Origin of the sequence: Acuticoccus sediminis (genome assembly GCF_003258595.1) — a bacterium.
Lineage (GTDB): Bacteria > Pseudomonadota > Alphaproteobacteria > Rhizobiales > Amorphaceae > Acuticoccus > Acuticoccus sediminis.
Genome location: NZ_QHHQ01000004.1, coordinates 498,457 through 523,611, shown reverse-complemented (window position 1 = coordinate 523,611; position 25,155 = coordinate 498,457). Strand labels below are relative to the sequence as shown.

Below are 25,155 nucleotides of genomic sequence, written 5' to 3'. Positions count from 1 at the left end.
CCTCCCGCCGCAGCCGGAACTGCCCTCGAACTGACCGAAAGGACGTACATGAGCGGACGAACCCTTAGGGCCCGGCTCGCCGGCCTGGTGCTCACAAGCGCCGCAGCGCTGACCCTCCTCGCGGGGGCGGCGGATGCCAAGACGCTGCGCATCGGCGCGCAGGCCGACGCCGGAACGATGGACCCGCAGGCGCAGAACATCCAGACGACCATCACGGTGCTGTCCTGGATCTACGAGCCGCTCGTGACCCGTGACCAGCAGATGGCCAAGGCGCCGATGCTCGCGACCGAGTGGGAGCAGACCGGCGACACGACGTGGCGCTTCAAGTTGCGCGAGGGCGTGACGTTCCACGACGGCGCGCCGTTCACCGCCGAGGACGTGAAGTTCACCATCGAGCGTAGCCAGGCGGAGACCTCGCAGTTCTCCGGCTACACCGCGGGCCTCAAGGTCGAGGTGGTGGACGACCACACCGTCGACGTCATCACCGCGAAGCCCGATCCGCTGCTGCCGGACCGTCTCGCCAACATCCCCATCATGGACAAGGAGTGGACCGAGGCGAACGGCGCGCTGAAGCCGCAGGACCTCAAGTCCGGCGAGGAGAGCTACACCGCGCTGCACGCCAACGGCACGGGCCCCTACACCCTGGAGAGCCGCCAGCCGGACACCAAGACGGTCCTCTCGATCAACCCGGACTACTGGGGCGAGATGGCCGACTCCATCGATACGATCGAGTTCATGCCGATCTCCAGCGATCCGACGCGCGTCGCGGCGCTCCTCTCCGGTGAGCTCGACCTCGTGATCGACGTGCCGAGCCAGGCGGTCGCCCGTCTCGAGGCCTCGCCCGGCATCAAGCTGGAGCAGGTGGACGAGTTCCGCACGGTCTTCTTCGGCTTCGACCTCGCCAGCGACGACCCGAAGTACGTCGAGGCCGAGGGCAATCCCTTCAAGAAGAAGGACGTGCGCGAGGCGATCAGCTACGCGATCGACCGCGACGCCATCATCAAGACCGTGATGCGCGGCCTCGCCTCGAAGACGAACCAGATCCTCGCGCCGAAGAACAACGGCTACGACGCCGCGCTCGACGAGGCACCGGCGTATGACCCGGAGAAGGCGAAGGCGCTCCTCGCCGAGGCCGGCTACCCGAACGGCTTCGCCTACACTCTCGACTGCCCGAACAACCGCTACATCAACGACGAGCAGGTCTGTAAGACGCTGGTGACGATGCTGTCGCGCATCGGCCTCGACATCACCCTCAACGCGATGCCGCGCGCGCAGTACTTCCCGAAGCTGTGGGAGCGGGACACGTCGGCGTTCATGATGGGCTTCAACTCGCCCTTCGCGGACGGCATGTACGCGCTGGAGACGATGCTGATGACCCGCAACGACGAGGCGGGCGAGGGCATCTACAACTACAACCAGTACTCCGACCCGGCCCTCGACGAGAAGATCCGCGCCGCGCGCGATGAGCTCGACGCCGCCAAGCGCACGCAGATGATGAAGGACATCTACGCCGAGATCACCGAGGCGGAGCTCTACGTCCCGCTCTACAACCAGGTCCTCGTCTACGCGATGAAGGACAGCGTCTCGGCGCCGGTCCGCCCGGACAACTGGCTGGAGATCCGCTGGGTCACGATGGACTGACCCCACCCGGCCGGCGCCGCAGCGGGGCCGGCCGTCTTCCCGCCCGCGCCTCGTCGCGGGCGTCCCCTTCCTGATCATGAAAGGCCGTCATGAGCGACGCGTCCTACCGCATCGGCATCGACGTCGGCGGTACGTTCACTGACTTCGTTCTCGCCAACCGGACCCGCGCGACGCTGGCCTTCTACAAGGAGCCGAGCGTCCCGGACGATCCCTCCCTCGCGGTCGAACGCGGCCTCGATGCGCTGTTCAGGGCGCACGGCATCGCGCCCGGCGACGTCGAGCTGATCGTCCACGGCACCACCATCGGGCTCAACGCGATCATCCAGCGGCGCGGCGCGCGGATGGCGCTGGTCGTCTCCAGAGGCAATCGCGACCTCCTCGAGATCGCGCGGCTGCGCCTGCCGAGTTCCTATGACTTCACCGTCCCGCGCGAGATGCCGCTGGTGCCGCGCGACCTCGTGTTCGAGGTGTCGGCGCGGATGCGCTCGGACGGCAGCCTCATCACCCCGCTCGACATGGCCGAGGTGGATGCGCTGGCCGGGACGCTGCGCGCCGCGGACGTCGATGCCGTCGCCATCGTCCTCCTCAACGCCTACCGCGACGCATCGCTCGAGACGGAGCTCGCCGACGCGCTGAGCGCGCGCCTCGGCGACGTGCTGGTCACCTCGTCCGGTGTCATCTGGCCGGAGGTGCGCGAGTACGAGCGCGGGCTGGTGGCCGGCCTGAACGCCTACATCCACCCGCTGATGACGGACTACTTCGACCGCCTGGAAGCGCGGGTCGAGAAGCACGGCGTGACCGCGCCGATCTACATCACCGCCAACAACGGCGGGACGCTGAGCCTCAAGACCGCGCGCGACCGGCCCATCGACACGGTGCTGTCGGGACCGGCGTCCGGCGTCGTCGCCTCCACCAAGGTGGGCGGCGCGGCGGAGCGGCTGCAACTCGTCACCTTCGACATGGGTGGCACCTCGGCCGACATCGCGGTCTGCCAGACGGGGGTGCCCGAGTTCACGACGACCACCTTCGTCGGCGATTTCCCGCTGATGATGCCGGTCGTCAACGTCGGCGCGATCGGTGCGGGCGGCGGGTCCATCGTGTGGGTGGACGCGCAGGGGCTCCTCAAGGTGGGACCGCTGTCGGCGGGTGCCGATCCGGGCCCGGTGTCCTACGGCCGCGGCGGCACGCAACCGACCATGACCGACTGCTACATCACGCTCGGCATCATCGACCCGGCGACGTTCCTCGGCGGACGGATGACGCTCGACGTCGCGGCCGCGCGGCAGGCGCTGGAGGGCATCGCCGACAGGCTCGGCTACCCGGCCGGTGAGGACCGCGCGGTGCGCGCGGCGACCGCCGCCATCGGCGTCGCCAGCGCCAAGATGGCGACCGAGATCACCAAGCTCCTCGCCACTGCGGGCGTCGATCCGCGCGACTTCGCGCTCGTCGCCTACGGCGGCGCGGGGCCGACCCACGCGAGCCTCCTCGCGGAGGAGGCCCAGCTCGACACCGTTCTGGTGCCGACTGCGCCCGGCACGTTCTGCGCGCTGGGCGCCATCCTCGCCGACGTGCGGCGGGACTACGTGCGGACCGCGCGCCACACGATCGGCGCGGTCATGCCCGGCCGCTCCGGCTGGGCCACCATCGAGAGCCTCATCGAGGCGCTGGAGGCCGAGGCCCGCGACTGGCTCTCGCGCGAGGGGCGGCTCGTGGGGGAGGCGGACGTCTCCGTCTCGTTCAACCTGCGCTACGGCGGGCAGGCCTACGAGATCGAGATCATCGTGCCGCCGGCCGAGCGCGACACCATCGACGAGGCGGGCATCGTTGCCCGCTTCCACGCGGAGCACGACCGCCTCTACGGGTTCCGCGAGGACGAGACGCCGATCGAGACGGCAACCGTGCGCCTCGGGGTGATCGGCCGCGTCGCCCCGGTGGCGCTGCCCGAGCCTGACGCGACCGCGCCCGCCCCGAGGGGCCATCGCCCCCTCTGGCATCGCGGCGAGGTGGTCGGCGCGGCGGTCTACCAGCGCGCCGACGTCGGCCGCGGCGCGGTGGTACCCGGTCCCGCCATCATCGAGCAGCTGGACACCACCACGCTGATCCTGCCCGGCTGGCGCGCCGTCGCCGACCGCCTCGGCACACTCCACCTGTCGCGGGAGGCGGCGCAATGAGGCTCGACCCCGTCCTCGTCGAAATCATGTCCCACAAGGTGACGGCCATCGCCGAGGAGATGGCCATCGCCCTCCAGCGCACCGCCCGCACCACCTACGTGAAGGAGGCGGGCGACTACGGCACCGCGCTCGCCAACCCGGAAGGGCATTTCTTCGCCTACCCGAAGGTGATGGGCGTCTCGGGGTTCCTCGACAGCCACGTCGGGCCGACACTCGCCCACGTGAAGGATCTGCGTCCCGGCGACGTCGTCATCACCAACCACGCCTACCTCTCCGAGGGGCTGGCGACGCACATGCCGGACCTTCATCTCATCCGGCCGATCTTCCACGAGGGGGAGATCGTCTGCCACGCGTGGGACTTCATCCACTCCGCCGACATCGGCGGCGGTGTGCCCTCGTCGATCTCGCCCCGCTTCAGCGACAACTTCCAGGAGGGGCTCCAGATCCCGCCGCTGAAGCTGGTGAAGGAGGGGGTGATGAACGAGGACGTCCTCGCCCTCTACCGCGCCAACTGCCGCACGCCCGACGTCAACCTCGGCGACATCAAGGCGATGCTCTCGGCGCTTCTGGTGGGCGAGCGGCGGGTCAGGCAGCTCATCGCGCTGCACGGGGTCGAGACCTTCCTCGACGCCCAGGCGGACCTCGCGGAGGTCGCCGCCACGAAGGCGCTCGCGGTCCAGAAGATGATCCCGGACGGGTCCTACACCTTCTGGGACCTGATGGACGACGACTACAATTCCAGGGTCCCGATCCGCGTGCGCTGCACGCTGACGGCCGATGCCGGGCGGATCCATCTCGACTTCACCGGTTCGGACCCGCAGGTCCTCTCGGCCTACAACATCCCGACCGGTGGCCACCGCCACCCGTGGCTGACGCTGAAGCTGATGCACTTCATCTTCAGCAACGACAAGACGATCCCCCTCAACCACGGTATCTTCGAGAACATCACCGTCGAGGCGCCGCGCGGCTCCGTGATGAACCCGACGCCGGGCGCGGCGGTGGGCATCCGCTCGGCGACCGCCATCCGCCTCAACGAGGCGCTGGTGGGGGCGATGTCGGCGGCCCGGCCCGGCGTGATGCCGGCGGCCAGCGGGGGCATCATGATTCCTGCCGTCCTCGTCGAGCAGGACGCGCGCACCGGCGACCGGCACGTGATGGTGCTGCAGTCGCTGGTCGGCGGCACCGGCGCGCGCGACGGCGCGGACGGAGTGGACGGGCGCGATTCCTCGCTCGCCAACCAGCGCAACACGCCGATGGAGAAGACCGAGGAGGAGGCCGAGGCGATCATCACCGACTATGCCCTGCGCGCCGACTCCGGCGGTGCGGGGCGGTGGCGCGGCGGCACGGGCGTGGTGTTCCAGGTGAAGATCGCGCGGGCCGGCAGCGCGGTGCTCGGTCGCGGCATGGAGCGCTTCGTCTTCCGGCCCTGGGGCATGGCGGGCGGGCAGCCGGGCGAGAAGGCGCGCGTCGTCCTCAACCTCGGCACGCCGGGCGAGCGCGACCTCGGCAAGCTCGACATCTTCCATCCCGAGCCGGGCGATACCGTGACCATCATGACGCCCGGCGGCGGCGGCTACGGCGACCCGCTGGAGCGCCCGGCCGGGACCGTCCTGTCGGACGTCCGCCTCGGTTACGTGAGCGTAGCCGCGGCGCTGCGGGACTACGGCGTGGTGATCGCGGACGGCGTCCTCGACGCGGCGGCGACCGAGGCGGAGCGCGCGGGACGGCGCACCAACGCGCCGCCGCCCGCCTTCGCGCTCGGACCCGAGCGAGGGGCGTGGGACGCGCTCTTCGACGACGCCACCATGTGCGAGATGAACGCGCTCTTCATGGCGTTGGCGCCGGGGCACAGGCCGCTCCGCCGCCGCGCCCTGTTCGAGGCCGTCGTGCCGCGCCTCGCCGACGTCGGCCCCGTGCCGATGGAGGAGGTGATCGGCGACATCGCCGCCGCCCGCGTCCGGCTCGACGAGGAAATGACGCGGCTTCGCGCGGACGTCGCCGCGCAGGCCGCATAGGGGAGGCCCATGGAAGAAACGAAGAAGACCTACCTTCTGACGCCCGGTCCGCTGACCGTTCCGGCCGAGATCAAGGCCGAGATGCTGCGCGACCACAGCCCCAACGCGGCGACGCACATGGCGATGACCAGCGCCATCCGCGCCTACTGTCTGGAGATCTGCAACGGTACGGACACGCACGCGTGCGTGCCGATCCAGGGGAGCGCCACCTACGGCGTCGAGGCCGGGCTCCACACCCTGGTCCCGCGCGAGACGAGCCGCATCCTTGTGGTGGAGAACGGGTTCTACGGCCAGCGCCTTGCGGAGATCGCCACCGGGGCACGGTTCTCGGTGTCCGTCCTGTCGCTGCCGATGCTGCCGCTGCCGACCGAGGCCGACATCGAGGCGGCGCTGGAGGCCGACCCGGCGATCACCCACATCATGATCTGCCACGCCGAGACGGGGACGGGTGTCCTCAATCCCGTCGCGATGGTGGCCGACGTCGCGCGGCGCCACGGCAAGGAGCTGATGATCGACGCGGTCGCCTCCTTCGGGGGCTTCCCCATCGATGCCGCGGCGCTCGACGCGCTCGCGATCTTCATCTCCCCCAACAAGTGCCTGGAGAGTGTCCCCGGCGTCGCCCTCGTGGTCGCACGCCGCGACGCGCTCGAGGCGAGCGCCGGCCGGTCGCCCGCGGTGGTGCTCGATCTTCACGCGCAGTGGCGCTTCATGGAGGAGAAGGGAGCGTGGCGCTGGACCCCGCCGACGCACGTCGTGGCGGCGCTCGCAAAGGGCTGCGAGCGGCACCGGGCGGAGGGGCTGGAGGCGCGTGCGGCCCGCTACCGGGCCAACTGGCGCCGCCTCGTCGACGGTCTGCGCCAGCGCGGGTTCGAGACGCTGCTGCCGGACGAGATCGCGGCGCCGATCATCGCCACCTTCAAGGATCCCGCGGACCCCGCCTACGATTTCCGGAGCTTCTACGCGGCGATGGAGAAGCGGGGTTTCATCATCTTCCCCGGCCGGCTGACCGCCGCCGGCACCTTCCGCATCGGCGTCATGGGCGATCTCGACGAGAGCGACATGACCCTCGTCCTCGCTGCCATCGACGAATCGCTCGCTGAAATCGGCGTGGCGACGGAGCCCGCATGACCCGCATCGCCATCATCGACCCGCAGTTCGACGGGACGCCCGACATCGAGCTCGACGAGGCGGGGGCGGACACCGAGTTCACGATCCTCCGGCCGGGCTACGACCCGGTGAGTCCGGCCGATCTCGACGGGGCGGACGCCGTCGTGAACTGCCGCAGCCGCCACTATATCCCGGCCGACCTCGTCGCCGGGATGACGACGGTCAAGGTGGTGGTGCAGGCCGGCGTCGGCTTCAACCACATCGACCTCGACGCCTGCGCGGCGCGCGGCATCCCGGTGTGCAACACGCCGGACTACGGGACCATGGAGGTCGCCGATCACGCGATCGGTCTGATGCTCGCCCTCTCGCGCGGCATCCCGACCTACGCCGAGCGGTTGTGGACCCGCGACGACGCCTGGGGGACGCACGCACTGCCGCTCCCGCCGGTGCGGCGCCTCTCGATCCGCACATTCGGCGTCATCGGCATGGGGCGGATCGGCACCGCGGCGGCGCTGCGGGCGAAGGCGTTCGGGATGACCGTCGCGTTCTACGACCCCTTCCTGCCGGCCGGGACGGAGCTGTCCTTCGGCTTCACGCGGGCGGCGACGCTGGAGGACCTGCTCGCCCAGGCCGACATCGTCAGCGTCCATTGCCCGCTGACGCCGCAGACGGCGCAGATCATCGACGACGACGCCATCGCGGCGATGAAGCCGGGAGCGGTGCTCATCAACACCTCGCGCGGGGGGACGGTGGACCTCGACGCGATCGAGCGTGGCCTGCGCTCGGGCAAGCTCAACGCGGCCGCGCTCGACGTGCTGCCGAGGGAGCCGCTCGACCGCAGCCACCCGCTGATCGCGGCCTGGGGCGCACGGGAGGGCTGGCTCGACGGGCGGCTCATCATTACCCCCCACGCGGCCTTCTATTCGCCGGAAGGTCTTGCCGACATGCGGCGCCTGTCGACTCGGGCGGTGATGGGGTACCTGACGGAAGGACGCCTCAGGAGCTGCGTCAACCTGAGGGAACTGGAGCGCCACGGGCATCGCTTCGACGCCTGACGCCTGACCCCCGGGGCCCGTCCGCGTTCGTCCGGACGCGGATGGTGGGCTTCGGAGGGACCCGGCGCGTGATGGCGCCGGGTCCGTGCGGGGTCAGCGGCCCTCGGCCTTGCGCCAGGCCTCGAACGCGGCCAGCGTCTCCTCGTTGGGCGGATAGGTGCCGATGAGCGGGGCGCCGTCCTTCACCCTGGCGAGCACGAACTCCTCGAGAAGCTCGCGCTCGACGGCGAGGTCGGCGATCGTCTCGGCCATGTCGGCGGGGATCACGACGACGCCGTTGGCATCGCCCATCAGTACGTCGCCCGGACACACCGCGACGCCCGCGAGGCCCACCGGCACATTGAGGTCGGTGACGTAGCGGTGCGACAGGTACGTCGTCGCCGCGTTGCCGCCGGCGATCACCGGGAGGGGGATGGTGGCGATCATCGCCGCGTCCGACACCGAGCCGTCGGTGACCACAGCCGCGACACCCTTCACGGCGAGGTGGGTCGACATGATGTCGCCCATGAAGGCGGTGCGGGTCTCGCCGTCCATCGCGACCACGAGCACTTCGCCGGGGCCGATCTCGGCGACCGCCTGGGCCTGCAGGTTGGGCCGGTCGCCACGGTTCTGCGCGTCGACGAAGTCCTCGCGGACCGGGATCGTGCGGACGGTGAAGGCGGTGCCCACGAAGCGGTTGGTGTTCGGGTTCACCGGACGGGGGCCGAACAGCATCGTGTTCTTGTAGCCGTTGCGCCACAGGAGGGAGACGACCGCGGGAACGGACACTCCCATCAGCTTCCGCCTCACGTCGTCCGATAGTGCGTGCATGTGTGCCTCTCGTCAGTCACCGCGAGTATGTTAGACAATTAGTCAATCCAAAGGAATGCGGCGGCTGCCCGGGGGGCACGGATTTCCGCGCCACCCGGCGGCATGACGACGACGCGCGGCATCGCTCCCGCGCCGTCGGGCGGCCGCGGTTCGGTGTCGGTGCGATGTCCTATCCGGGAGGCCGCGCGCGGCGCGGAGGCGCCTGACGGGCGGGGGCGCGACGCGTGCGCGGGGGGAGGCCGGAGCGCGGCGCGGACGCCGGCTCCAGCGGGAGGTTCAGAGCTTGATCGGCTGGCCGGTCTCGGCCGAGCGGGGGACCGCCTCGAAGGCGGCGATGCCGTTGAGGATATCCGCCGCCGGGACCTGCGCGGGCGCACCGTCGCGGATCGACGCGGCGAACGCCTCGACCTCGGCGCGCTCGATGTCGAACGCCTCGAATTCATGCCGGGTCTCGGTGCCGTCGAGGGCGGTGACCACCATCGTCTCGGTCCCGCGCTTGGCCGCGTCGCCGTTGATCTCGGCCTTGCCCTTCGTGCCGTAGGCGACGATGCGGAAGGTGGGCGTGGTCGCGGTGATCATCAGCAGCGAGGCCGTGGCGCCGGAGGCGAGGCGCATGGTGACGACGGTGGTGTCGTCGAGCGGCACCTCGTGGACCCGCTGGCAGGAGACGGCGAACACCTCGCTGATCGGCCCGGCGAGGAAGATGATCCCGTCGATGTGGTGGATGCCGGAGCCGGCGAGCCCGCCCGCCGGGCTCTCGCCGGGCGCGACGCGCCAGTGATCGGCGGAGTAGCGGCCCACCACGTTGGAGGAGAAGTTCGTCTCAAGATGCAGCAGCGTGCCGAGCTCGCCCGCGTCCAGCATCGCCTTCAGCCTGGTGATCGGCGTCAGGAAGCGCCGGTTGTGCGCGGAGGTGACGAGGACGCCGGCGTCGGCCGCCTTGCCGAGCGCTTCGGCGGCGGTCGCCCTGGTCAGCGTGAAGGGCTTCTCCACCAGCACCGGCTTTCCGGCGGCGACGCAGGTCGCGATCTGCTCGGCATGCAGCGAGTGCGGCGAGGCGAGGACGATGCCCTCGACCGCGGGGTCGGCGAGCGCGGCGTCGAGGTTGTCGTAGGTGGTGAGGCCTCGCTCGGCGGCGTCGGCGGCGATGCGGGCGGGGTCGCGGCTGACGGCGGCGACGAAGCGGACGGTCTCGCTCTTGTTCTGCACCGAGTCGACGAGGACCTTGCCCCAGCGTCCGAGGCCGACGATGGCGAGTTGGGTGGCGGCGGGCATGGGGTCGGTTCTCCTGGGCAGGGCGATTGCGGGACGGTAGGATGTGTCTGACTGTTAGACAAAGGAGGCGTGGATGGCGATTCCCCATCCACTATGGGCTGCCTCGGCAGCCTTGTTCGACATTCTGCTCCCCGGCGACAAGCATTTTCCACCGGCGTCGGTCGCGCTCCGCGAGGGCCCAGTTCTCCCGCTGAGCGAGGAGGACGGCCGGTGGCTCGCTGCCGCGGCGCGGCGCGTCGCCGACGCGCCGGCCGAGACGCGCATCGAACGGACGGCCGAGCTCGCGCGGGAGGCGCCGGAGCCCTTCGCCCGCGTCCTGACCGCCCTTACGGCAGCCTACTACCGTACCCATTGCGTCCAGGCAGCGGCGATTGCGCTGGCGCAACATGCGCCGGTCGAGGCCGACCCGGTGTTCGACGAAAACCTCCTGGACCGCGTCCGCGCAACACGCGCAGGCGCGGCCCGCCGAATCTAGCGGGCGGTCTTGCGCCGTCGATCGGGTATGCGGGATGCCCCCCGACCGACGCGGCCGCGGCGCGCCCGTCAGGCGACCGGTTCCTCGATCACGGAAAACAGCTCGACCGGTTCCATCTGCGGCAGCCTGGGGGGACGGAGCTCGTAGCGCTGCCTGACGGTCTCGAAGACCGCCTCGACGACCGCGCAATACGCCGCCGCCTCCGGAGGGAAGGCCGGGGCCGGCGGGATCCGCCGATGCGGGTCGTCGTTCCTTGAGAGAAGCTCGCGGACGTGGGCGAGGAACTGGTCGTGGTCCTGCGCGACGATCGTGAGGTCCGAGCCGCGATCGAGGCCCGGGACGTCGGTCACGACGTGCGGGAGGCCGACGGCGGCGTACATCCTGATCTTGAGCGGATTCATCAGCGCGGACAGGTCGTTGAGGATGTGGGGCACGACCGCGAACCGGCACATCTCCGCGATGGCGAGCACCGCCTCCTCGCGCATCGGCCCGTGGTAGATGCAGTGGGGGCGGCGCAGCAGGTGCTCGAGGTCCTTCGACACCCGCTCGCTGGCGCCGACGATGTGCAGCATCCCGCCGCGAGAGCCGATCTGCGCGGCCACGGCATCGAGGAGGTCCCAGTCGATGCGGTTGTTGAGGTCGCCCGAATAGAGGACGTGGATCTCGTCCGACGCGCGCGAGCACCACAGTTCGTCGAGCGGCGCGCGCGTCTTCGGCGGCAGGTACCAGTTGGGAATGAGGCGCAGCTTCGACTCCTCCACGATCGAGGACTTCAGCATGCTCTCCTGGTTGTTGATGGAGTTGAAGATGACGCTGTGGGCGAGGTCGCACAACGTGCGGTAACGGGCGATCCGCTCCGGCCAGAGCGTGCGGGCGCTCCAGCTCAGCTGATTGTCCACGACGTCGACGATGGTCTGGAAGCGCCGGAAGATCGGCAGCAGGTCGTCGACGACGGCGCCGAGATAGTGGAGCGGGAAGGCTATGACGATCGAGTTCGCGGCGCAGATCTGGTGGCTGTGAAGAAACGCGTCGAACGCTTCGGCGAACCCGAACGCGGGTCCGGACGCGTCCTCGCCATGCCGGTCCTCGGCGATGATCGAGTGATAGTGGACGCCGTTCTGCACGATGCCCGAGAGCTTGCGCCGGGTGTCGCCGACGCAGAGCGCCTCCGCCGAGGTGGACATCGCCGCCGTGTTCTGCACCGCGAGCGCCCTCGGCTCACCAAACTCCACGACCCTCACGCACGCGTCCTTCACCCGCTCGGCGAGAACCCGGGCGATCTGGTCGACGCGCCGGCCGTAGAGGCCGCTGTCGTGCTGCTTCCAGAGCAGGACGATGTTGCGCCGTCCGTCGGACGGGGGCGACGGGCGGAGACGGTTCTTCGAGGCGAGCGCGCGGGCCTCCTGCTCGAGCCTGACGAACGTCCGGTAGGCAGCGGGCAGGGAGAAGCTGTCCGGCAGGTCCGGAGCGGGACGGGGGTTCTTCGCGAGCTCGACGAGGACCGTCTCGAACGAATCGACCTCGAAGAGGTGGACGCCGGGGATGCCCTCGAGATCGAGCGTCGCGGGCGAGCGCGGGACGAGGACGGGGAGGCCGACCTGCAGCGCGTCGCCGATCTTTGAGGAGATCTGGTAGGTGTTGATGTCCTGCGAGCCGGCGCTCCCGGGGTAGCCGGTCAGGACCACGTCGTATTGGGCGAGCGTGCGGGTCAGGTCGGCCGACGGCACCATGCCGATGGTCTCGACGCCGGCCCCGACGAGTTCGTCCTCGAGGCCCGGCGGCGAGAACGTGCCCCCGACCGTCAGCGTGACCGGCACCTTGCGCTGGAACGCGATCATCCGGATCGCCCGCGCCGCCTCGAGCAGGCCCTTGTGCGGGCGCACCGTGCCGATGAACACCACCCGCAGCGCCTCGCCCTGGCGTTCGGCGCTCCCCGGTGCCGGTCGCGCGGCGGCCGGGCCGCCCGCCTCGGGCCCGTCGAGCCGGCTGCGGGCATGGCGGACGATCTCGCCGCCGAACCGCTCCTGAAGCGAGACGCTGGCGACGGAGCGAATGGAGATCCGGTCGCGGTAGAGGGCCGCCTTGTTGATGCTCGTCTCGCCGTACCAGCGGCCCCACGAGCCGCTTCCCCGCGAGAAGGCTTCCTCGTTGTCGTCGATGTCGAGGATCAGCGCCGTTCGCGGATGGGACAGGACTTCGGTCAGCGCGAAGGTCGGCAGGCGCGGCTTGCACATCCAGACCGTATCGAACGACAGCCCGATGGCCCGTGCCTCGCCCTTGAACCGCTCGAACGATTCGGGGCGGATGAGGCACGTCTTGATCGCGCTCGACTGAAGCGGTTCCCAGAGCCCGGTCCCGAACTCGTCGTGGCAGAACCCGAACAGCACGGCCGGCCGGCGCGAGGCGACGATGTCGTAGAGGACCTTCGCCCGGCCGGCGGGGTTGTGCGCCGCGTCCCACACCACGATGGCGACGCTTCCCGGCTCGCGGGCGGTCGCCAGCGCCGCTTCGAGGTCGAGCGGCGAGAAGCCGTCGTTGTGGCAGACGTCCATCTGGCGCGCCTTGACGAAGCGGACACGGTCGACGTCGACGGCGTAGAGCTCGATCGATGCGGTGCCGTGACAGGAGCCGGGCATCTCGGCAAAGAAGCCGTAGGCGCCCTCGACGCCCAGCGCCCGCTCCACATCAGTGCGGGGGACGTTGACGGCCTCGATACGCGCGGGCTGACCGTTGACTGTAATATAGGGCCGTGTCAGCGCGTCTTCGGCAAACAACCAGCCGTGGATCCTGCCGTCACTGATGTGATCAATATTACCGATCGCCATAGTTCGTCCTTTTTATGGGGCGACCCGAATCGAAATTGCTTTCATCGGCAGCCAGACGCCGTACGCGTATGTGTTGTGCACAATCAGCCATCCAGAAGGGCACGCCGGTCCCATTCGATGACGGAACACTCCGCCGAGCGGAGGTCCGGGCCGGGGTCGTCGCCCACTCTCTGGGCACATGACTGAACAAACATCGAGAGTTGGCCTCTCGAGTGCCATGCATGGTTGTCAATAACCGGCTCATAATAGCCGAGGTCGAAGCTGCATAATACTGCGGTCTCGCGTGCGACGTAGAACGAGCGGTCGTCCGGTTCGAGTACGACGGCCACGAGGCGTCCCCCGTACTCGGCGCTCCGGAAGACGACGAGCGCTCGGCCGTCGGGAGCGAATAGGAGGGCGGGACGGCTGTGCGGCAGGGGGAGGGTGCCGGTCCCCGACAGGGTGAAGTCGGTGGTGAAGGCACTGACGTTCGAGATCTGCCAGGCACCGTTCCTGCGATAGATCAGCCGGATCTGGGGGACGCCCACGGCGGTATGGCGCCACCAGGTCACCGCGGCGGGCCAGCCGTCGGGGTCGACGGCGGCGCCGGCCTGATTCATCAGTTCGCTCGCGAACGGCACCGCGGCGACCCGCTCCGTGTGGAGCGGCCCGGCGGGGCGCGGCAGCGCGAAGCCCGACAGCGTTTCCACGCGCTCCAGCGTCTCGCCCCGGAAGGCGGCGAGGTCGAGCCCCACGTTCACCACGGCGTCGCCGGCGGAGTCGGGGAGGCGGAGGCGCCACACCAGGAAGGCGCACACGGTGCCGTCGTCCAGCGCGACGGGCCGGTTGAAGTAGGGCCCCGAGCTGTTCCGGTGGCCGCGGCCGTCGACGAGCGGTTCCCGGGGGTCGACCCATCTGCCCTCGGCCTCGTCGTAGTGCCGCACGCGCAGGGCTCCGCCATCGGGAACACCCTCGCGGTAGACGAGTGCGAGCCGCGCCGGATCGCCGAGGCGGACGAACGACGGGTATGTCACCGAATGCGTGATCCGCTCCAGTCCGGGCCGTGTCGCAGTGAAGCCCGAGAGGGCGAGCTGCGGTTCGCCCTTCAGGAGCTTCACCACGCTGGCGTGCGCGCCGTAGGCGAGGTGGATGGCGCCCTGTCCGTCGACGCCGAGGCTGATCGAGCGGTGGGCGTCCCAGGGCAGATCGCCTGGACCGCCGCACGGGAGCCGCGTCCGCGCGATCTCGCCGGTCGCGAGGTCGCGGCGGAAGACGACGACGTCGCCGTCCGGATCGTAGAACGCGCCGACCTGCTTGTTGCCGACGGTGAGCAGTCCCTCGCAGCGGAAGGCCGAGGCGTTGACGCTCGACCCCGCCCAGGCCGGGCCGAGCGGGCATTCGAAGGCGGGCGGGACATACCGCTCGCTCATGCGTCGCGCGCCCGGATGACGCTCATGAGCGTGTGCGGGATGCGGAAGCCGGGGTGGGCGGTCCAGTCCGGCGGGCCGTCCTCGGCCGGGGAGATGTCGTAGCCGGCGAGGACGTCGAGAACCTCGCCGGCCATCTGCCGGGAGATCCTGCCGCCGAGACAGGCGTGCGCGCCGGCACTGAAGGCGAGGGAGGTCGGGCTGTTGCGGGACGGATCGAACGACCAGGGGTCGGGGTAGGCGAGCGGGTCGCGATGGGCGGCCTCGATGTCGATATGGAGCGAACTCCCGGCCGGGATCACCTGGCCGCCGATCTCGATGGGCTCGAGCGCGGTCCGCCGGCCGAGGCGCCGCACCGGGCCGATGAAGCGAAGGGCTTCCTCCACGGTCTCCCGCTGCGCCTTGCCGGGCCGGCGGGCCGCGTCGGAGAATTCGGGAAGCCTCTGGAGGAGGATCGCCAGATTGGCGAGGAACCCTGCCGTGGTCTCGATGCTCGCGACGATCAGGAAGAAGAGGAGACCGCTGATCACCTCGTCGTCGAACCCATGCGTCCGGCACCCGGCGACCAGCGTTTCGTAGAGCCGGCCCTCGCCGCTGGCTCGGGCCGCTGCGAACTCGCCGGCGATGATCGCCATGGCCTGTGAGCATGACTCTTCCATGCGGGCCAGGGACATCCGGTGCGGTCCCATCGCCCAGTCGACCATGGCCTGTCGGAGCAGGTGGTCCAGCCGGTCCAGCGTCCCGGGATCGAGTCCGATAAAGCCGGAGAGAACCACGAGGGGCAGCCGGTTCATGACCGGAACGAGGTCGATCGGCTCCCCTTGCGGCGCGGCGCCAAGCATCGTCTGCAGGTGAGTCCGGACTGTTCCGGGCGGGGTGGGGCCGGACTGGACCGAACGCAGGAACTCCCGCCCCGACCGATGGAAAGGGTCGCGGCGGGCGACGAGGACACCGCTCATGAAGGCCGCGAGACCGGGGAGGGTCACCGATCGCGCGCGCTGCAGCAGCCGGAGTTCCTCGGTGACGTCGATCGTCTGGACCGCGCGGTTGCGGAGCGCCGCGACGCAGTCGGCGTGCCGCGTGATCCGCCAGATGCGCGGGTGGTGCGTGGGCGCGGGCGGACCGCATTCGGCGATGTCGCCCAGCCCGAACGCTGCGGGGTCGACGGTCGCAAGGGCACTCACGGCTGCATCACCGCGCCGGTCCGCGCGTCGTAGAGCCACCCGGGCGTGCGCACGGGGGCCAGCGGCTGCTTGCGGATCTTCATGTACTCTATCGCCAGCTTGCGGAAGATCTTGTGGTCCGTCGCGTTGGTCGCGATCCCGCCGTGGACCTGGTGGATCGTCCCCTCGTTGGCGATCTTGATGAGCTGGGTGTCCGGCAGCGAGCAGGCGCGGTGGAAGACGTCCGGATTGGCCGCTCCGCCGCCGGGGCCGCTGAAGCGCTTCTCGTAGCCGCCGATCTCGTCCCAGAGCGCGCGCGGCATGCAGAGCGCGTTGCTCTCCAGCATCGGACCGGGCCACGTCTGGCCGACCTCGAGGACCGAGACCTCGAACAGCCGGTAGCCGTCGCTCGGCCAGTCGATCGAGGCGAGGAGGGCCGCTTCGGCCGTCTCGTCGTAGCCCTCGCGCACGCTGTGGTACTGCGGCTTGCTGCCGAGATGGTAGTTGTAGCTCGCGATCACCGGACGCGGGTGGAGCGCAGAGGCGCGCAGGTACGCATCGACGAGGCCCGGCGAGGCCAGCCGGGCGGCGTCGATCCATACCGCGACGACGGGCGCACGAGCCTGCGCGATGCCGAAGTTGAGAGCCGGCACCGGCGATGGCGGCGCGTCGCGCCAGGCGTGCAGCGTCACGTCGAGGCCCGGTGTCGCAAGCTCCTCGGGCGTGGGCGGAACGGGCGAGCCGTTGTCGACCACGATCACCTCGCACCGTCCCGGCGGACAGCCGAGCTGGTATGCCGGTGCGAGCGACATGAGGGTGCGTCGAAGCTGTGCCGTCATGTCGTAGCTGACGAGCACCAGGCTGATCTCGGGCTCCATCCCGGCCGCGCCTCCTACGGCCGGACCGTGCCGGCGGCGACCAGGTTGTCGAGCACGCCCGTCACCGTCGGCGTCTCGAACAGCAGCTCGGGATCGATCTCGATGTTGAACTGCTCCTCCATGATGCCGGTCATGATGACGAGTTCCGCCGAATCCAGGCCGTAGGAATCGAAGCGGGCCTCCGGCGAGAAATCGTCCCGCTGGATGCCGAGCGCGGACACGACGTAGGCGATCATCCATTCGGAGACCTCCGCCCGCGCCGGCACCGTCTTCGTATCGTTCGTTTCTATGGGAGCCTCCATGGTCAGTTGGCCTGTCCGGTGATCGCTTCGACGAAGCGATGGCGGGCGATCATCGCGAGGGCCACGTAGTGATGGGCCACATCCGCTTCGTGGTGGATGTGGATTTGTGGAATTGTTTCGAGGCGCGCGGCTTGCTTGAGATCAAGTTCGCAGGCGTCGCCGACGAACATCTCGACCCCCATGCCGGGGGCCTGGGCGAGTTCGGTCACGACGTCGTCGAACCGCTCGGTCGCGGCGGAGTCCTGCTGCATCACACGGAGCGTCCGCTGGAGCCGGCTCGGCGTGCCCTGGAACTCCGGGTCGACGGTGGTGAGGGCGCCGAAGCAGGTGGCGCGATCGGCCCCGAGCCGGGCGCCGTAACGGATCGCCGAGAGGCCGCTGACCGAGGCGCCGACCATCGTCAGCTCCGGCGCGCCGAGGTCGGCGATCAGCCGCCGAAGGTGGGAGACGGTCGAACTGATGTCCGGGCCGAGCGAGCGCAGGCCCGAGATGGCCGATCCGAACACCGTGTCGCGCAGGTAGACGACGTTCGCCGGAACGTCGGCCAGCAGCGCGTCGAGGCACGCGAGCGGCAGCATCATGAAGTTGCCGGTGAGCGTCGCGAACACGACGATGGTCCGCCGCGCGCCCTCCCGGCGGACGATCTGGACCTCCGCCGCGGGGTCGTCGTCGAACCGCGCCCGCTGCCAGACCGTATCCGGCAGCGTGTCGAGGACGCTCAGGAGAGGTTTCGCGACGGTGCCCCAGTGCGAGGCCGGGTCGAGACCTTGAAGGATCGCCCGGGTGGTCTCCGGTTCGCCGGCCTGCAGGCACGCCTTCGCCGTCTCGAACTGCAGCAGCCCGTTCGTCCGCGCCGGGCTGACGTGGCTGCGGATGAGGCGATAGAGCCGGTGCCAGTCCGGCGAGGCGATCGGCAGCCCGTTGAAGGCGCGCACGAAGAGCGCGTCGTCGGGGAAGCGCTTCAACGCGTCGCCGAGGCAATCGAGGATCGCGGCATCCACCACCGGGACCGTCCCCGCCAGGCGTCGCCGCTGGACGAGCGACGTGACGTGGAGGAAGGCGGCCCACGCCGGCAGCGGCGCCAGCCGCGCCGCGCGCTCGAACCGGTCGACCGCCTCGTCGAGGCGGCCGAGGGCGAACAGCGCGCTGGCGGAATCGCGCGCTAGCGCGGGATCGTCCGGAGCGGCGGACAGGCGCTGCTCCAGAATGACGAGCGCCTGCGGATGGCTCCGGTTCGCGGCGGCGAGGTTGCGCGCGATCCGCGTCTTGTCCGCCTCCGGGAGCGCGCTCGGCTCCACCTTGTCCCGGTAGAGCGAGAGGGCGGCATCGGCGTCGCCGTTGGCGACGTACGCGCTGACGAGACGGGAGAGGACCCAGGGGTTGTCGGGCCACTGCTTCAGGAGCGAGCTGGCGTAGTCGACGACCTCCGCGCGCTTGTCTTGCGCGGCAAGAAGCTCGGCCCATAGGAGGCGGCAGCGCAGATCGCTGGGATGAGCCTCGAGGAGGGCGCGCGCGTCCGTCACGGCCTCGTCGAGGCTGCCCGCCGACAGCGTCTGCCGCACCGCGGCGACCCGCTCGGCGGTGGAAGGTTGGGTCACGGTCATGCCGCTCGCACCACGGCTCTGCCGGTGACAGGCTGAAGGAGCCAGCCCATGCCGGCCGTTCCGAGCGTGCTCGACACGTAGCGCCGCAGGAAGGCGGCCCGGCGATCGCGGCCCGCGTCCCGGTCGGCGATCGCCGCCGCAACGGCGCTCCAGTGGCGGTCGAGCGCGTCGAAGACGGACGGGGGCACGGCGACCGTGTCGCCCAGCGTGTCGGCGAGCCGGGCCAGTCCGTCCTGCCACTCGCGCACCACGTCCTGCGCGCGCCCGACATGGTCGGCGATGCCGGAGAACTTGCGGAAGGCGGGTCTCGCGACGATCACCCCCGGCTTGCCGTACCCGAGCGCGGTCACGTACCCATGCATCGAGTTGCCGACGTAGCCGCGCGAAAAGGCGATCGCGGAGGCGATCTCGCGCAGGCTGCGGGGATCGTCGAGGCAGATGTGCGGCAGCGTCAGCGCCGAGCTGAGGCTCCGCGCCGCCTCGGCGTCGTGGAGGCAGGGTCCGATGGCGACCAGCAGCGGCGTCAGCCCGCGCGCCGAGGCGAAGGCGTCGATCGACGCCGCGAGGTCCTCCATCGCCAGCGATCCGAGGCCGGCGGTGCGCACGTGGACGGCGAGGAGCGCCGCGTCGGCGGGGATCCCCTTGCGCGCTGCCAGCGCGGTGTAGGCGGGGGCCAGCGTCTCAAGCGGCCAGACGCACGCCAGATCGAGGACGGTGTCCGGGACCACGGTCACGTTCGCGCTGTGCCCGGTCCCGAGGAAGCGCATGCTGGCATCGTCCCGCACCGCGACGTAGTCGGCGGCGGCGAGCGCGGATTCCACGGCCGTGTGGCGAAGGGGTTCCGGAAAAGGCGAGGGTACGCCGGGGGCATTCCAGACGATGGGCAGATCGTTCAATGCGCCGACGAGCGACGCGCCGAGCCAGAGCGACGGGTAGGCCCACGCCGGCAGGTCGCCGACGCGGTACTCCTCCAGGAACGCCGCCGGCCAGGCGTGGACGATCTCCCCGCCGCCGATCAGGACGGCATCGCCGGCGATCCCGCCCGGCAGCCTGCCGAGCGCGTGCGGCTGGAGGGCATCCTCGAGACCCGTCTGCCGCATCGTCGGCGCGACCGGGACGACTTCCCATCCGAGCGGCCGCAGCCGATGCGCGGCGACGATGGGGAACAGGAGGTCGCCGTAGTTGGCGACATCGAACGTCCCGAAGAGGAGGGCGCGGCGGCCGGATGCGCCGGGGTCCGGCGCGCTCATTTCAGGAGATACCAGCGCCGTCTGCCGAACTGGGAGAAGTACGGCGGCTCCATGGTGATCGCGGTCTGCCAGCCGCAGGCGGAGGCGAGGCGCAGGAGGCTCGGCTCGTCCAGCCAGAAGGACTCCGGATTTCCGTACGAGGACCACAGGTTGCCCGTCTCCTGCAGCATCGCGCCGGAGTACCCGGACTCGCTGTCGACGGACCGGACGCGCGGGGACTCGAGGCCCAGCGACTTGACGAGATCGGGGCACCAGACCTCGGTGTCGATGATCGTCGGCCGGCCTTCGCAGCGGCGCAGCAGGTCGATCTGCTCGTCGAGGCGGAGATGGTAGAGCAGGCCGACGATGCCGATGACGTCGAACCCGTCGAGCGGGAACTCGCGGATGTCGGCCAGAACGTGCTTGACGCCCTCCGGGTCGGCGCCGGTCCAGGGCGGCCGCGCGTCGACGGCGGTGACGTCGAAGCCGTAGTTGCGCGCGCGCTGCGCGAACATCAGCGGCCCGGCCCCGAGGTCGACGTAACGCCGCCCGGCCGGGTCGCCCAGCTCGGTCAGGATGAGGTCGAAGACGCGCAGCCGGTAGGACAGCTGGAACAGGGACTTGCCGTGCAGCGACTGCGGCGAGGGGCACGCGAAGGGCACCCCTCTGCTTTCGAGCGACAGAGCCATATCAGGAGATGCTGTGGGCATGGGCAACTTCGGTCACGGATGGGTTCGATGAGGGGTTGCCCGCGCGGGGCTCGTGGCGTTGCAGGACGGGCAGCGCGCCGTCGTCGAGGCGCGAGCGTGTCGCGTCCCGCCTCAGCTTGCCGCTGACCGTCCGCTCGATCGCGCCGTTCGGGACGATGACGAGTTCGACCGGCAGCACCCCGTGGGCCTCGGCGACCGCGCGTCCGAGGGTGGGCAACGTTTCGGTGTCGGGGAGCCCTGCGGCGCGCGAGAGCTCGCAGACGATGCGCACGCCCTCGGGGTCCGCCGCGTCGGGTTGATCCAGCACGCCGAGAGCCGCGATCGCCCCGAAGGGCGCGGCGGCGGGGTGGGCCATCACCGTCTGCTCGATGTCCTCGGCGTAGATGTTCGTGCCGCGCACGATGATCATGTTCTTGCGCCGGCCGACGACGAACAGCGCCCCGTCCCGCAGCACTCCGAGATCGCCGGTGCGCAGGTAGCGCTTCCCGTCGACGGTGGCGGCACGATCAGGGTCCGGCCGCACGTCGCCGCCGGGGTGCCAGAATCCGGGGCTGACGGCGTCACCGGCCACCGCGATCTCGCCGACCGATCCGGGCGCTGTGAGGGCGTCGCGCTCCGGGTCGAGGACCGCGACGCTGGTGCCGCGGCGCGGAAATCCGCACGAGACCGCGGCCACCGCGCCGCCGCTCTCGCGGGGCAGGTCGACCGTCTCGACGCCTCGTCCGGCTTCGTTCCCGGTGACGAACAGCGTCGCCTCGGCGAGGCCGTAGCACGGGTAGAAGGACGTCGCCGGGAACCGCGCCGCCGCGAAATGACCGGCGAAGCGCGTCAAGGTCGCGGCGCGGATCGGCTCGGAGCCGCAGAACGCGAGGCTCCAGCGCGACAGGTCGAGGGTCCGGGCCGTCTCGGCATCGACCGCGCGGACGCACAGGTCGTAGGCGAAGTTCGGCGCGCCGGCCGTCGTCGCCTCGAACCGGTCCATCGCCCGCAGCCACCGGATCGGCCGCTGCAGGAAGGCGAGGGGGGACATCAGCGTCGTCGACGCGCCGAGGATCAGTGGCTCCAGCACGCAGCCGATCAGGCCCATGTCGTGGTGCAGCGGCAGCCAGCTGACCGAACTGTTCGTCGCGTCCTGCCCGAACGCGGCCTCGATCATGGCGAGGTTGGCGGAGATGTTGCCGCAGGTCACGGCAACGCCCTTCGGCGCGCTCGTCGCGCCGGACGTGTACTGCAGGAAGGCGATCTCCTCCGGCGCCCGCGCCGGAAGGTCCGCCGACGGCGTGCCCGACAGGAGGTCGTGCGCGGCGAGGAACCGAAGCCCCGGCGCCCGCTGGCAGAGATCCGCCCATGGGACGAGCTCGCGCCGCTCCTGCGGGGCCACGAGGGCCGCGGGCTGCGCGTGCTCGATGATGCGCGCCAGTCGCTCGGCTCCGCGCGGGTCGCCGAGCGCCGTCGTGGGGACGGCGATGGCGCCGGCATAGAGGCAGCCGAGGAAGCAGCGGACGAAGTCGAGCCCCTGCGGCAGGGCGATCAGGACGGGACGCCGCGCCAGCCCGGCGGCGCGGAGGTTGGCGGCGACGATGCGGACGGACCGGTCGAGCTCGGCGTAGGTGACTTCCTCCTCGACGTGTTCGCCCCGGCGCAGGAACCGCAGGGCGAGCCGGTCGCCGTGCGTCCCGGCGTGGCGCATCAGCGTCGCCACGAGGTCTCTCGGGCTGGATGCGGACGGGGGCGCTGCGAGGAGGCTCATGGGAGGCGCTGCGACACGAAGGTGAGGACGCTGGCGCACAGCGGGTCGCTCGACCGGTAGGGGAGCGCCGCCGTCGGCAGTCCGAGCGATGCGAGCGTGTCCAGGAGGTCGGCGCCGAAGTCCGTGTAGACGAGCGACAGGCCGGCCGCCCCATCCCCGTGATAGACCGCGGGCATCAGCAGGCGGTCCTCCTCGCCGCTGGTGTCGACGCGCGAGACCGAGCGGGGCGGCATCTCCGCGGTCAGCGGAATCGAGAAGACGTGGTGACCACCCGGCTTGAGGATGCGATGGATCTCGCGCCACGCCTCTTCCGGCCGGCGCACGTGCTCCATGATGTCGGATGTGACGACGAGGTCGAATGTCTTGTCCTCGAAGCTGGTCGCGGTGATGTCCTGGCACTCGACCCCGTCGACCAGCTCGCCGCTCCGGCGGCCCGGGGCGTACACCGACGCCCTGTAGACCGCGGCGTTCGCGAGATAGGGGCGGAACGGGCCGGCCTGTCCCGGCTCGAAGATCGACAGCGCGTCCAGTCCGCCGGCGTCCGACAGGGCCTCGAGCGTCGGGTGGCGAGTGTTGCCGACGACGGAGAGGAGCGCCTGCGCCTGGGCCCGGTAGCGCAGCGACGCGCGGCATCGCGAGCAGGCGAAGGTCTCGCGGATACCCTCGTGCGTGCGCCGGAAGCGCCCTTGCCAGCCGCACACGGCGCACGTGTCCTCGACGGTGCGGGCAGGGAACCTCGGCTCGAACGCGGCACTTGCCGGCGCGTCCGGGCGGGGAGGCCAGGGCCGTGCGGCGAGGGGCGTGACCGTGTTGCGGGCGCTCTTTCCGGCGACGGTGACGCGGTCGGGCCGATCGCTCGCCAGTTCGATCGTGCAGCGTTGCGCACCGGCCTTTCCGTCGAGCCGGAGCGGCTCGGCGCGCCGGGTCTGCATCCTGACGTTCAGCCCTGCACAGTTGCTGAGGAGGACGGCCCAGTCCTCCATGTCTTCGGCGAAGACGTCGGCGGTCAAGGCGTCGACCGGGTCGTCGGCATCGCCGACCACGGCGAGGGCGCGGTGGCATTCGACGGCGTTGAGGCGGAGGTCGAGCGGCGCGGTGGGGCCGGTCTCGGGCCGTGGCGGCCGGCGCACCGTGACGGCATTGCCCGACACGTCCCGCGCTGCGAGCGAGACCGTGCCCGAGCTCGCGGAGAGGACGAGCCCGGCAGAGCGCGCGCGGCGGCCGATCATGGTCATGGTGAGATCGAGGGCGACGTCGTCGCAGTCGACGATCTCACCGCCGCCGAGGCCGACATCGGAGATGAAGGTCCGCTCCATCCGCAGGCGCGCACAGTCGCGCGCCTGGAAGGCGGACCCCTCACAGCGTCCGATGCCGACATCGGCGAGGGTGAAGCCGTCGACGCCGGCAAGCTCCACGAGCGGAGCGTGCCGGTGCCGCGTGCCGGTGAAATCGATGCCGGACACGCTGCCACCGCCGGCGCCGGGACCGACGACCAGCCGCGCGTCCGCCGACACGAACCGCAGCAGGGGCCGCGTGCCGGCCGCCGCGGCGAGAGCCAGGGGCACGCGGATCGTCAGCGACGCATCGATGTCGATGACGTCCGGCGGCAGGAGGATCGTGGCGCCGGGCGCCGCCGACTCGAGCGCCCGGGCCAGCGCGCCGGCCCCGTCGACGAGCAGCGGATCGGGCAGGCCCGCGCTCATGCCGGCGCGGGTGTTCGACGATAGGCGCGGCGATGCTCGCGCCCCCGGTAGCCGATGTCGAGGATCTCGAATTCGGGGTCCGAATCGAGGAAGAGGTCGCAGATGAGGGCGACGTGCGCCGTCTCGATCTGGTCGTCGGTGTAGTGCTTGGTGATGTCCGGCATGACGGACGGGCGCATCGTCGGCGACACCGCGATCGACCAGTCGTAGTCGTCCATCAGCAGGATCCCGCCGGGTTTGACGAGTTCCTTGCACAACAGCGTCGCCGGCGCGTCGTGGTGGAACATGTGGCAGCCGTCGAGATAGATGAAATCGTAGATCCCGTCCTCCTTGGCGCGGCGCATGTCCTGCACCACCTTGGCGAGCGCCCAGCAGTAGCTGTCGAACGTGCGCCGGGTATTTCCATAGGTCTGGAAATTGGTGATGCCCTCGGCCGTCAGGTCCTTGGAGAGGTCGTCGAGCTTCTCGGCGAAATCGTACAGCGATATCTCGCCGTGCCCGTCGAGCCGGCGGCAGAACTCGATCGTGGTGGCGCCGATTCCGATGCCGACCTCGGCGATCCGGGGCTCGGGATTGTCGGCCAGGACCTGGTCGAGCAGGCGCAGGGCGTGTTCGCTCGGCGTCGAGATCGCCGCGAACCTAGGGTCGTCCCGCCGCTCAAGCATCGGAACCGGAATCCAGGCAATGCGCCCCCGTCCCCAGGGACCGGGGTCTGCCAACCGATTGATTCAAGGTGTTCATACGCTCCCGGTCATGGCGTCCCACGCATGGGCGTTGGGATACGTGAGCCATGGAATTGACTTATTCGTTAATCGTCGGGGCACGGTAGAAAAAGCTTCGGCACCGCGACAAGCAACCATAAGGGTTGGCGCCATTGTGTCCACCATTGTCGGGATTGTGCAATTTTTTCATAGTTCTGACGCCCTTGGTGACCTGCGGGCCGGCGCATAATCGCGACTGTGAGCCAGGCGGGTCGTGCGACATGGTTGCACCGGGATGAAACCATAGGTGCAGAATATTTCAATACTGGGATGGA

19 protein-coding genes are annotated in these 25,155 nt (G+C 70.3%); 6 read left to right on the top strand and 13 right to left on the bottom strand.

Annotated features, from left to right (window positions below):
* The first annotated feature begins 48 nt into the window (after window positions 1-48).
* The 5 genes from DLJ53_RS20535 (at window position 49) to DLJ53_RS20515 (ending at window position 7,989) form a co-directional block, all read left to right on the top strand.
* Window positions 49-1,641 (top strand): ABC transporter substrate-binding protein, encoded by a 1,593-nt coding sequence (locus DLJ53_RS20535; protein ID WP_111348684.1) that lies wholly within the window; start codon window positions 49-51, stop codon window positions 1,639-1,641.
* 89 nt (window positions 1,642-1,730) lie between these two features.
* Entirely contained in the window at window positions 1,731-3,812 is a 2,082-nt protein-coding gene (locus DLJ53_RS20530) for a hydantoinase/oxoprolinase family protein (RefSeq protein WP_111348682.1), read from the top strand.
* Window positions 3,809-5,827: a hydantoinase B/oxoprolinase family protein gene (locus tag DLJ53_RS20525; RefSeq protein WP_111348680.1), complete on the top strand. Its 2,019-nt coding sequence runs from the start codon at window positions 3,809-3,811 to the stop codon at window positions 5,825-5,827. The genes DLJ53_RS20530 and DLJ53_RS20525 overlap by 4 nt, the downstream gene beginning before the upstream one ends.
* Window positions 5,828-5,836: 9 nt before the next feature.
* Window positions 5,837-6,955: a 2-aminoethylphosphonate--pyruvate transaminase gene (locus DLJ53_RS20520; protein WP_111348679.1), complete on the top strand. Its 1,119-nt coding sequence runs from the start codon at window positions 5,837-5,839 to the stop codon at window positions 6,953-6,955.
* A complete protein-coding gene (locus DLJ53_RS20515; protein WP_111348677.1) occupies window positions 6,952-7,989 on the top strand; it encodes a C-terminal binding protein in 1,038 nt (345 codons plus the stop codon). The genes DLJ53_RS20520 and DLJ53_RS20515 overlap by 4 nt, the downstream gene beginning before the upstream one ends.
* Before the next feature lie 93 nt (window positions 7,990-8,082).
* Here the strand turns inward: DLJ53_RS20515 and DLJ53_RS20510 are convergent, their stop codons facing one another.
* Window positions 8,083-8,799, bottom strand: a complete 717-nt coding sequence (locus tag DLJ53_RS20510) for an RraA family protein (protein WP_111348676.1) — start codon at window positions 8,797-8,799, stop codon at window positions 8,083-8,085.
* Between the two features lie 276 nt (window positions 8,800-9,075).
* Complete coding sequence (locus tag DLJ53_RS20505; RefSeq protein ID WP_111348674.1) at window positions 9,076-10,074, bottom strand: Gfo/Idh/MocA family protein; 999 nt, start codon at window positions 10,072-10,074, stop codon at window positions 9,076-9,078.
* A gap of 73 nt (window positions 10,075-10,147) precedes the next feature.
* Here DLJ53_RS20505 and DLJ53_RS20500 point away from each other — a divergent pair, with 73 nt between their 5' ends.
* Window positions 10,148-10,549 (top strand): hypothetical protein, encoded by a 402-nt coding sequence (locus DLJ53_RS20500; protein ID WP_146620045.1) that lies wholly within the window; start codon window positions 10,148-10,150, stop codon window positions 10,547-10,549.
* Window positions 10,550-10,617: 68 nt separating this feature from the next.
* Here DLJ53_RS20500 and DLJ53_RS20495 read toward each other — a convergent pair whose 3' ends face one another.
* The 11 genes from DLJ53_RS20495 to DLJ53_RS20445 form a co-directional block, all read right to left on the bottom strand.
* Window positions 10,618-13,374: a glycosyltransferase gene (locus DLJ53_RS20495; RefSeq protein WP_146620044.1), complete on the bottom strand. Its 2,757-nt coding sequence runs from the start codon at window positions 13,372-13,374 to the stop codon at window positions 10,618-10,620.
* 83 nt (window positions 13,375-13,457) lie between these two features.
* Window positions 13,458-14,783: a BNR-4 repeat-containing protein gene (locus DLJ53_RS20490; protein ID WP_111348669.1), complete on the bottom strand. Its 1,326-nt coding sequence runs from the start codon at window positions 14,781-14,783 to the stop codon at window positions 13,458-13,460.
* Window positions 14,780-15,964, bottom strand: a complete 1,185-nt coding sequence (locus DLJ53_RS20485; RefSeq protein ID WP_111348668.1) for a cytochrome P450 — start codon at window positions 15,962-15,964, stop codon at window positions 14,780-14,782. The genes DLJ53_RS20490 and DLJ53_RS20485 overlap by 4 nt, the downstream gene beginning before the upstream one ends.
* Window positions 15,961-16,821, bottom strand: coding sequence for a glycosyltransferase family 2 protein (locus DLJ53_RS20480; protein ID WP_111348666.1), 861 nt, complete (start codon window positions 16,819-16,821; stop codon window positions 15,961-15,963). Before DLJ53_RS20480 ends, DLJ53_RS20485 begins: the two co-directional genes overlap by 4 nt.
* A 14-nt stretch (window positions 16,822-16,835) precedes the next feature.
* Window positions 16,836-17,123, bottom strand: coding sequence for an acyl carrier protein (locus DLJ53_RS20475; RefSeq protein ID WP_111348665.1), 288 nt, complete (start codon window positions 17,121-17,123; stop codon window positions 16,836-16,838).
* A 2-nt stretch (window positions 17,124-17,125) separates the two neighbouring features.
* Complete coding sequence (locus DLJ53_RS20470) at window positions 17,126-18,727, bottom strand: tetratricopeptide repeat protein (protein ID WP_111348663.1); 1,602 nt, start codon at window positions 18,725-18,727, stop codon at window positions 17,126-17,128.
* On the bottom strand, window positions 18,724-19,977 hold the full coding sequence (locus DLJ53_RS20465) for a polysaccharide pyruvyl transferase family protein (RefSeq protein ID WP_111348661.1): 1,254 nt from the start codon (window positions 19,975-19,977) through the stop codon (window positions 18,724-18,726). The genes DLJ53_RS20470 and DLJ53_RS20465 overlap by 4 nt, the downstream gene beginning before the upstream one ends.
* Window positions 19,974-20,645 (bottom strand): class I SAM-dependent methyltransferase, encoded by a 672-nt coding sequence (locus DLJ53_RS20460; RefSeq protein WP_211100631.1) that lies wholly within the window; start codon window positions 20,643-20,645, stop codon window positions 19,974-19,976. Before DLJ53_RS20460 ends, DLJ53_RS20465 begins: the two co-directional genes overlap by 4 nt.
* A 1-nt stretch (window position 20,646) precedes the next feature.
* Window positions 20,647-22,416, bottom strand: coding sequence for a fatty acyl-AMP ligase (locus tag DLJ53_RS20455; RefSeq protein WP_111348658.1), 1,770 nt, complete (start codon window positions 22,414-22,416; stop codon window positions 20,647-20,649).
* Window positions 22,413-24,119, bottom strand: coding sequence for a class I SAM-dependent methyltransferase (locus DLJ53_RS20450; RefSeq protein ID WP_111348656.1), 1,707 nt, complete (start codon window positions 24,117-24,119; stop codon window positions 22,413-22,415). Before DLJ53_RS20450 ends, DLJ53_RS20455 begins: the two co-directional genes overlap by 4 nt.
* Window positions 24,116-24,784 carry a class I SAM-dependent methyltransferase gene (locus DLJ53_RS20445; protein ID WP_111348654.1) on the bottom strand — a complete coding sequence of 223 codons (669 nt, stop codon included), beginning with the start codon at window positions 24,782-24,784 and terminating at the stop codon, window positions 24,116-24,118. Before DLJ53_RS20445 ends, DLJ53_RS20450 begins: the two co-directional genes overlap by 4 nt.
* Between the last annotated feature and the right edge of the window lie 371 nt (window positions 24,785-25,155).

Excerpts from the sequence above, each read along its gene's own strand:
- DLJ53_RS20535 (WP_111348684.1), top strand. The coding sequence starts at position 49 with ATGAGCGGACGAACCCTTAGGGCCCGGCTCGCCGGCCTGGTGCTCACA.
- DLJ53_RS20530 (WP_111348682.1), top strand. The coding sequence starts at position 1,731 with ATGAGCGACGCGTCCTACCGCATCGGCATCGACGTCGGCGGTACGTTC.
- DLJ53_RS20525 (WP_111348680.1), top strand. The coding sequence starts at position 3,809 with ATGAGGCTCGACCCCGTCCTCGTCGAAATCATGTCCCACAAGGTGACG.
- DLJ53_RS20520 (WP_111348679.1), top strand. The coding sequence starts at position 5,837 with ATGGAAGAAACGAAGAAGACCTACCTTCTGACGCCCGGTCCGCTGACC.
- DLJ53_RS20515 (WP_111348677.1), top strand. The coding sequence starts at position 6,952 with ATGACCCGCATCGCCATCATCGACCCGCAGTTCGACGGGACGCCCGAC.
- DLJ53_RS20510 (WP_111348676.1), bottom strand. The coding sequence starts at position 8,799 with ATGCACGCACTATCGGACGACGTGAGGCGGAAGCTGATGGGAGTGTCC.
- DLJ53_RS20505 (WP_111348674.1), bottom strand. The coding sequence starts at position 10,074 with ATGCCCGCCGCCACCCAACTCGCCATCGTCGGCCTCGGACGCTGGGGC.
- DLJ53_RS20500 (WP_146620045.1), top strand. The coding sequence starts at position 10,148 with ATGGCGATTCCCCATCCACTATGGGCTGCCTCGGCAGCCTTGTTCGAC.
- DLJ53_RS20495 (WP_146620044.1), bottom strand. The coding sequence starts at position 13,374 with ATGGCGATCGGTAATATTGATCACATCAGTGACGGCAGGATCCACGGC.
- DLJ53_RS20490 (WP_111348669.1), bottom strand. The coding sequence starts at position 14,783 with ATGAGCGAGCGGTATGTCCCGCCCGCCTTCGAATGCCCGCTCGGCCCG.
- DLJ53_RS20480 (WP_111348666.1), bottom strand. The coding sequence starts at position 16,821 with ATGGAGCCCGAGATCAGCCTGGTGCTCGTCAGCTACGACATGACGGCA.
- DLJ53_RS20475 (WP_111348665.1), bottom strand. The coding sequence starts at position 17,123 with ATGGAGGCTCCCATAGAAACGAACGATACGAAGACGGTGCCGGCGCGG.
- DLJ53_RS20470 (WP_111348663.1), bottom strand. The coding sequence starts at position 18,727 with ATGACCGTGACCCAACCTTCCACCGCCGAGCGGGTCGCCGCGGTGCGG.
- DLJ53_RS20465 (WP_111348661.1), bottom strand. The coding sequence starts at position 19,977 with ATGAGCGCGCCGGACCCCGGCGCATCCGGCCGCCGCGCCCTCCTCTTC.
- DLJ53_RS20460 (WP_211100631.1), bottom strand. The coding sequence starts at position 20,645 with ATGGCTCTGTCGCTCGAAAGCAGAGGGGTGCCCTTCGCGTGCCCCTCG.
- DLJ53_RS20455 (WP_111348658.1), bottom strand. The coding sequence starts at position 22,416 with ATGAGCCTCCTCGCAGCGCCCCCGTCCGCATCCAGCCCGAGAGACCTC.
- DLJ53_RS20450 (WP_111348656.1), bottom strand. The coding sequence starts at position 24,119 with ATGAGCGCGGGCCTGCCCGATCCGCTGCTCGTCGACGGGGCCGGCGCG.
- DLJ53_RS20445 (WP_111348654.1), bottom strand. The coding sequence starts at position 24,784 with ATGCTTGAGCGGCGGGACGACCCTAGGTTCGCGGCGATCTCGACGCCG.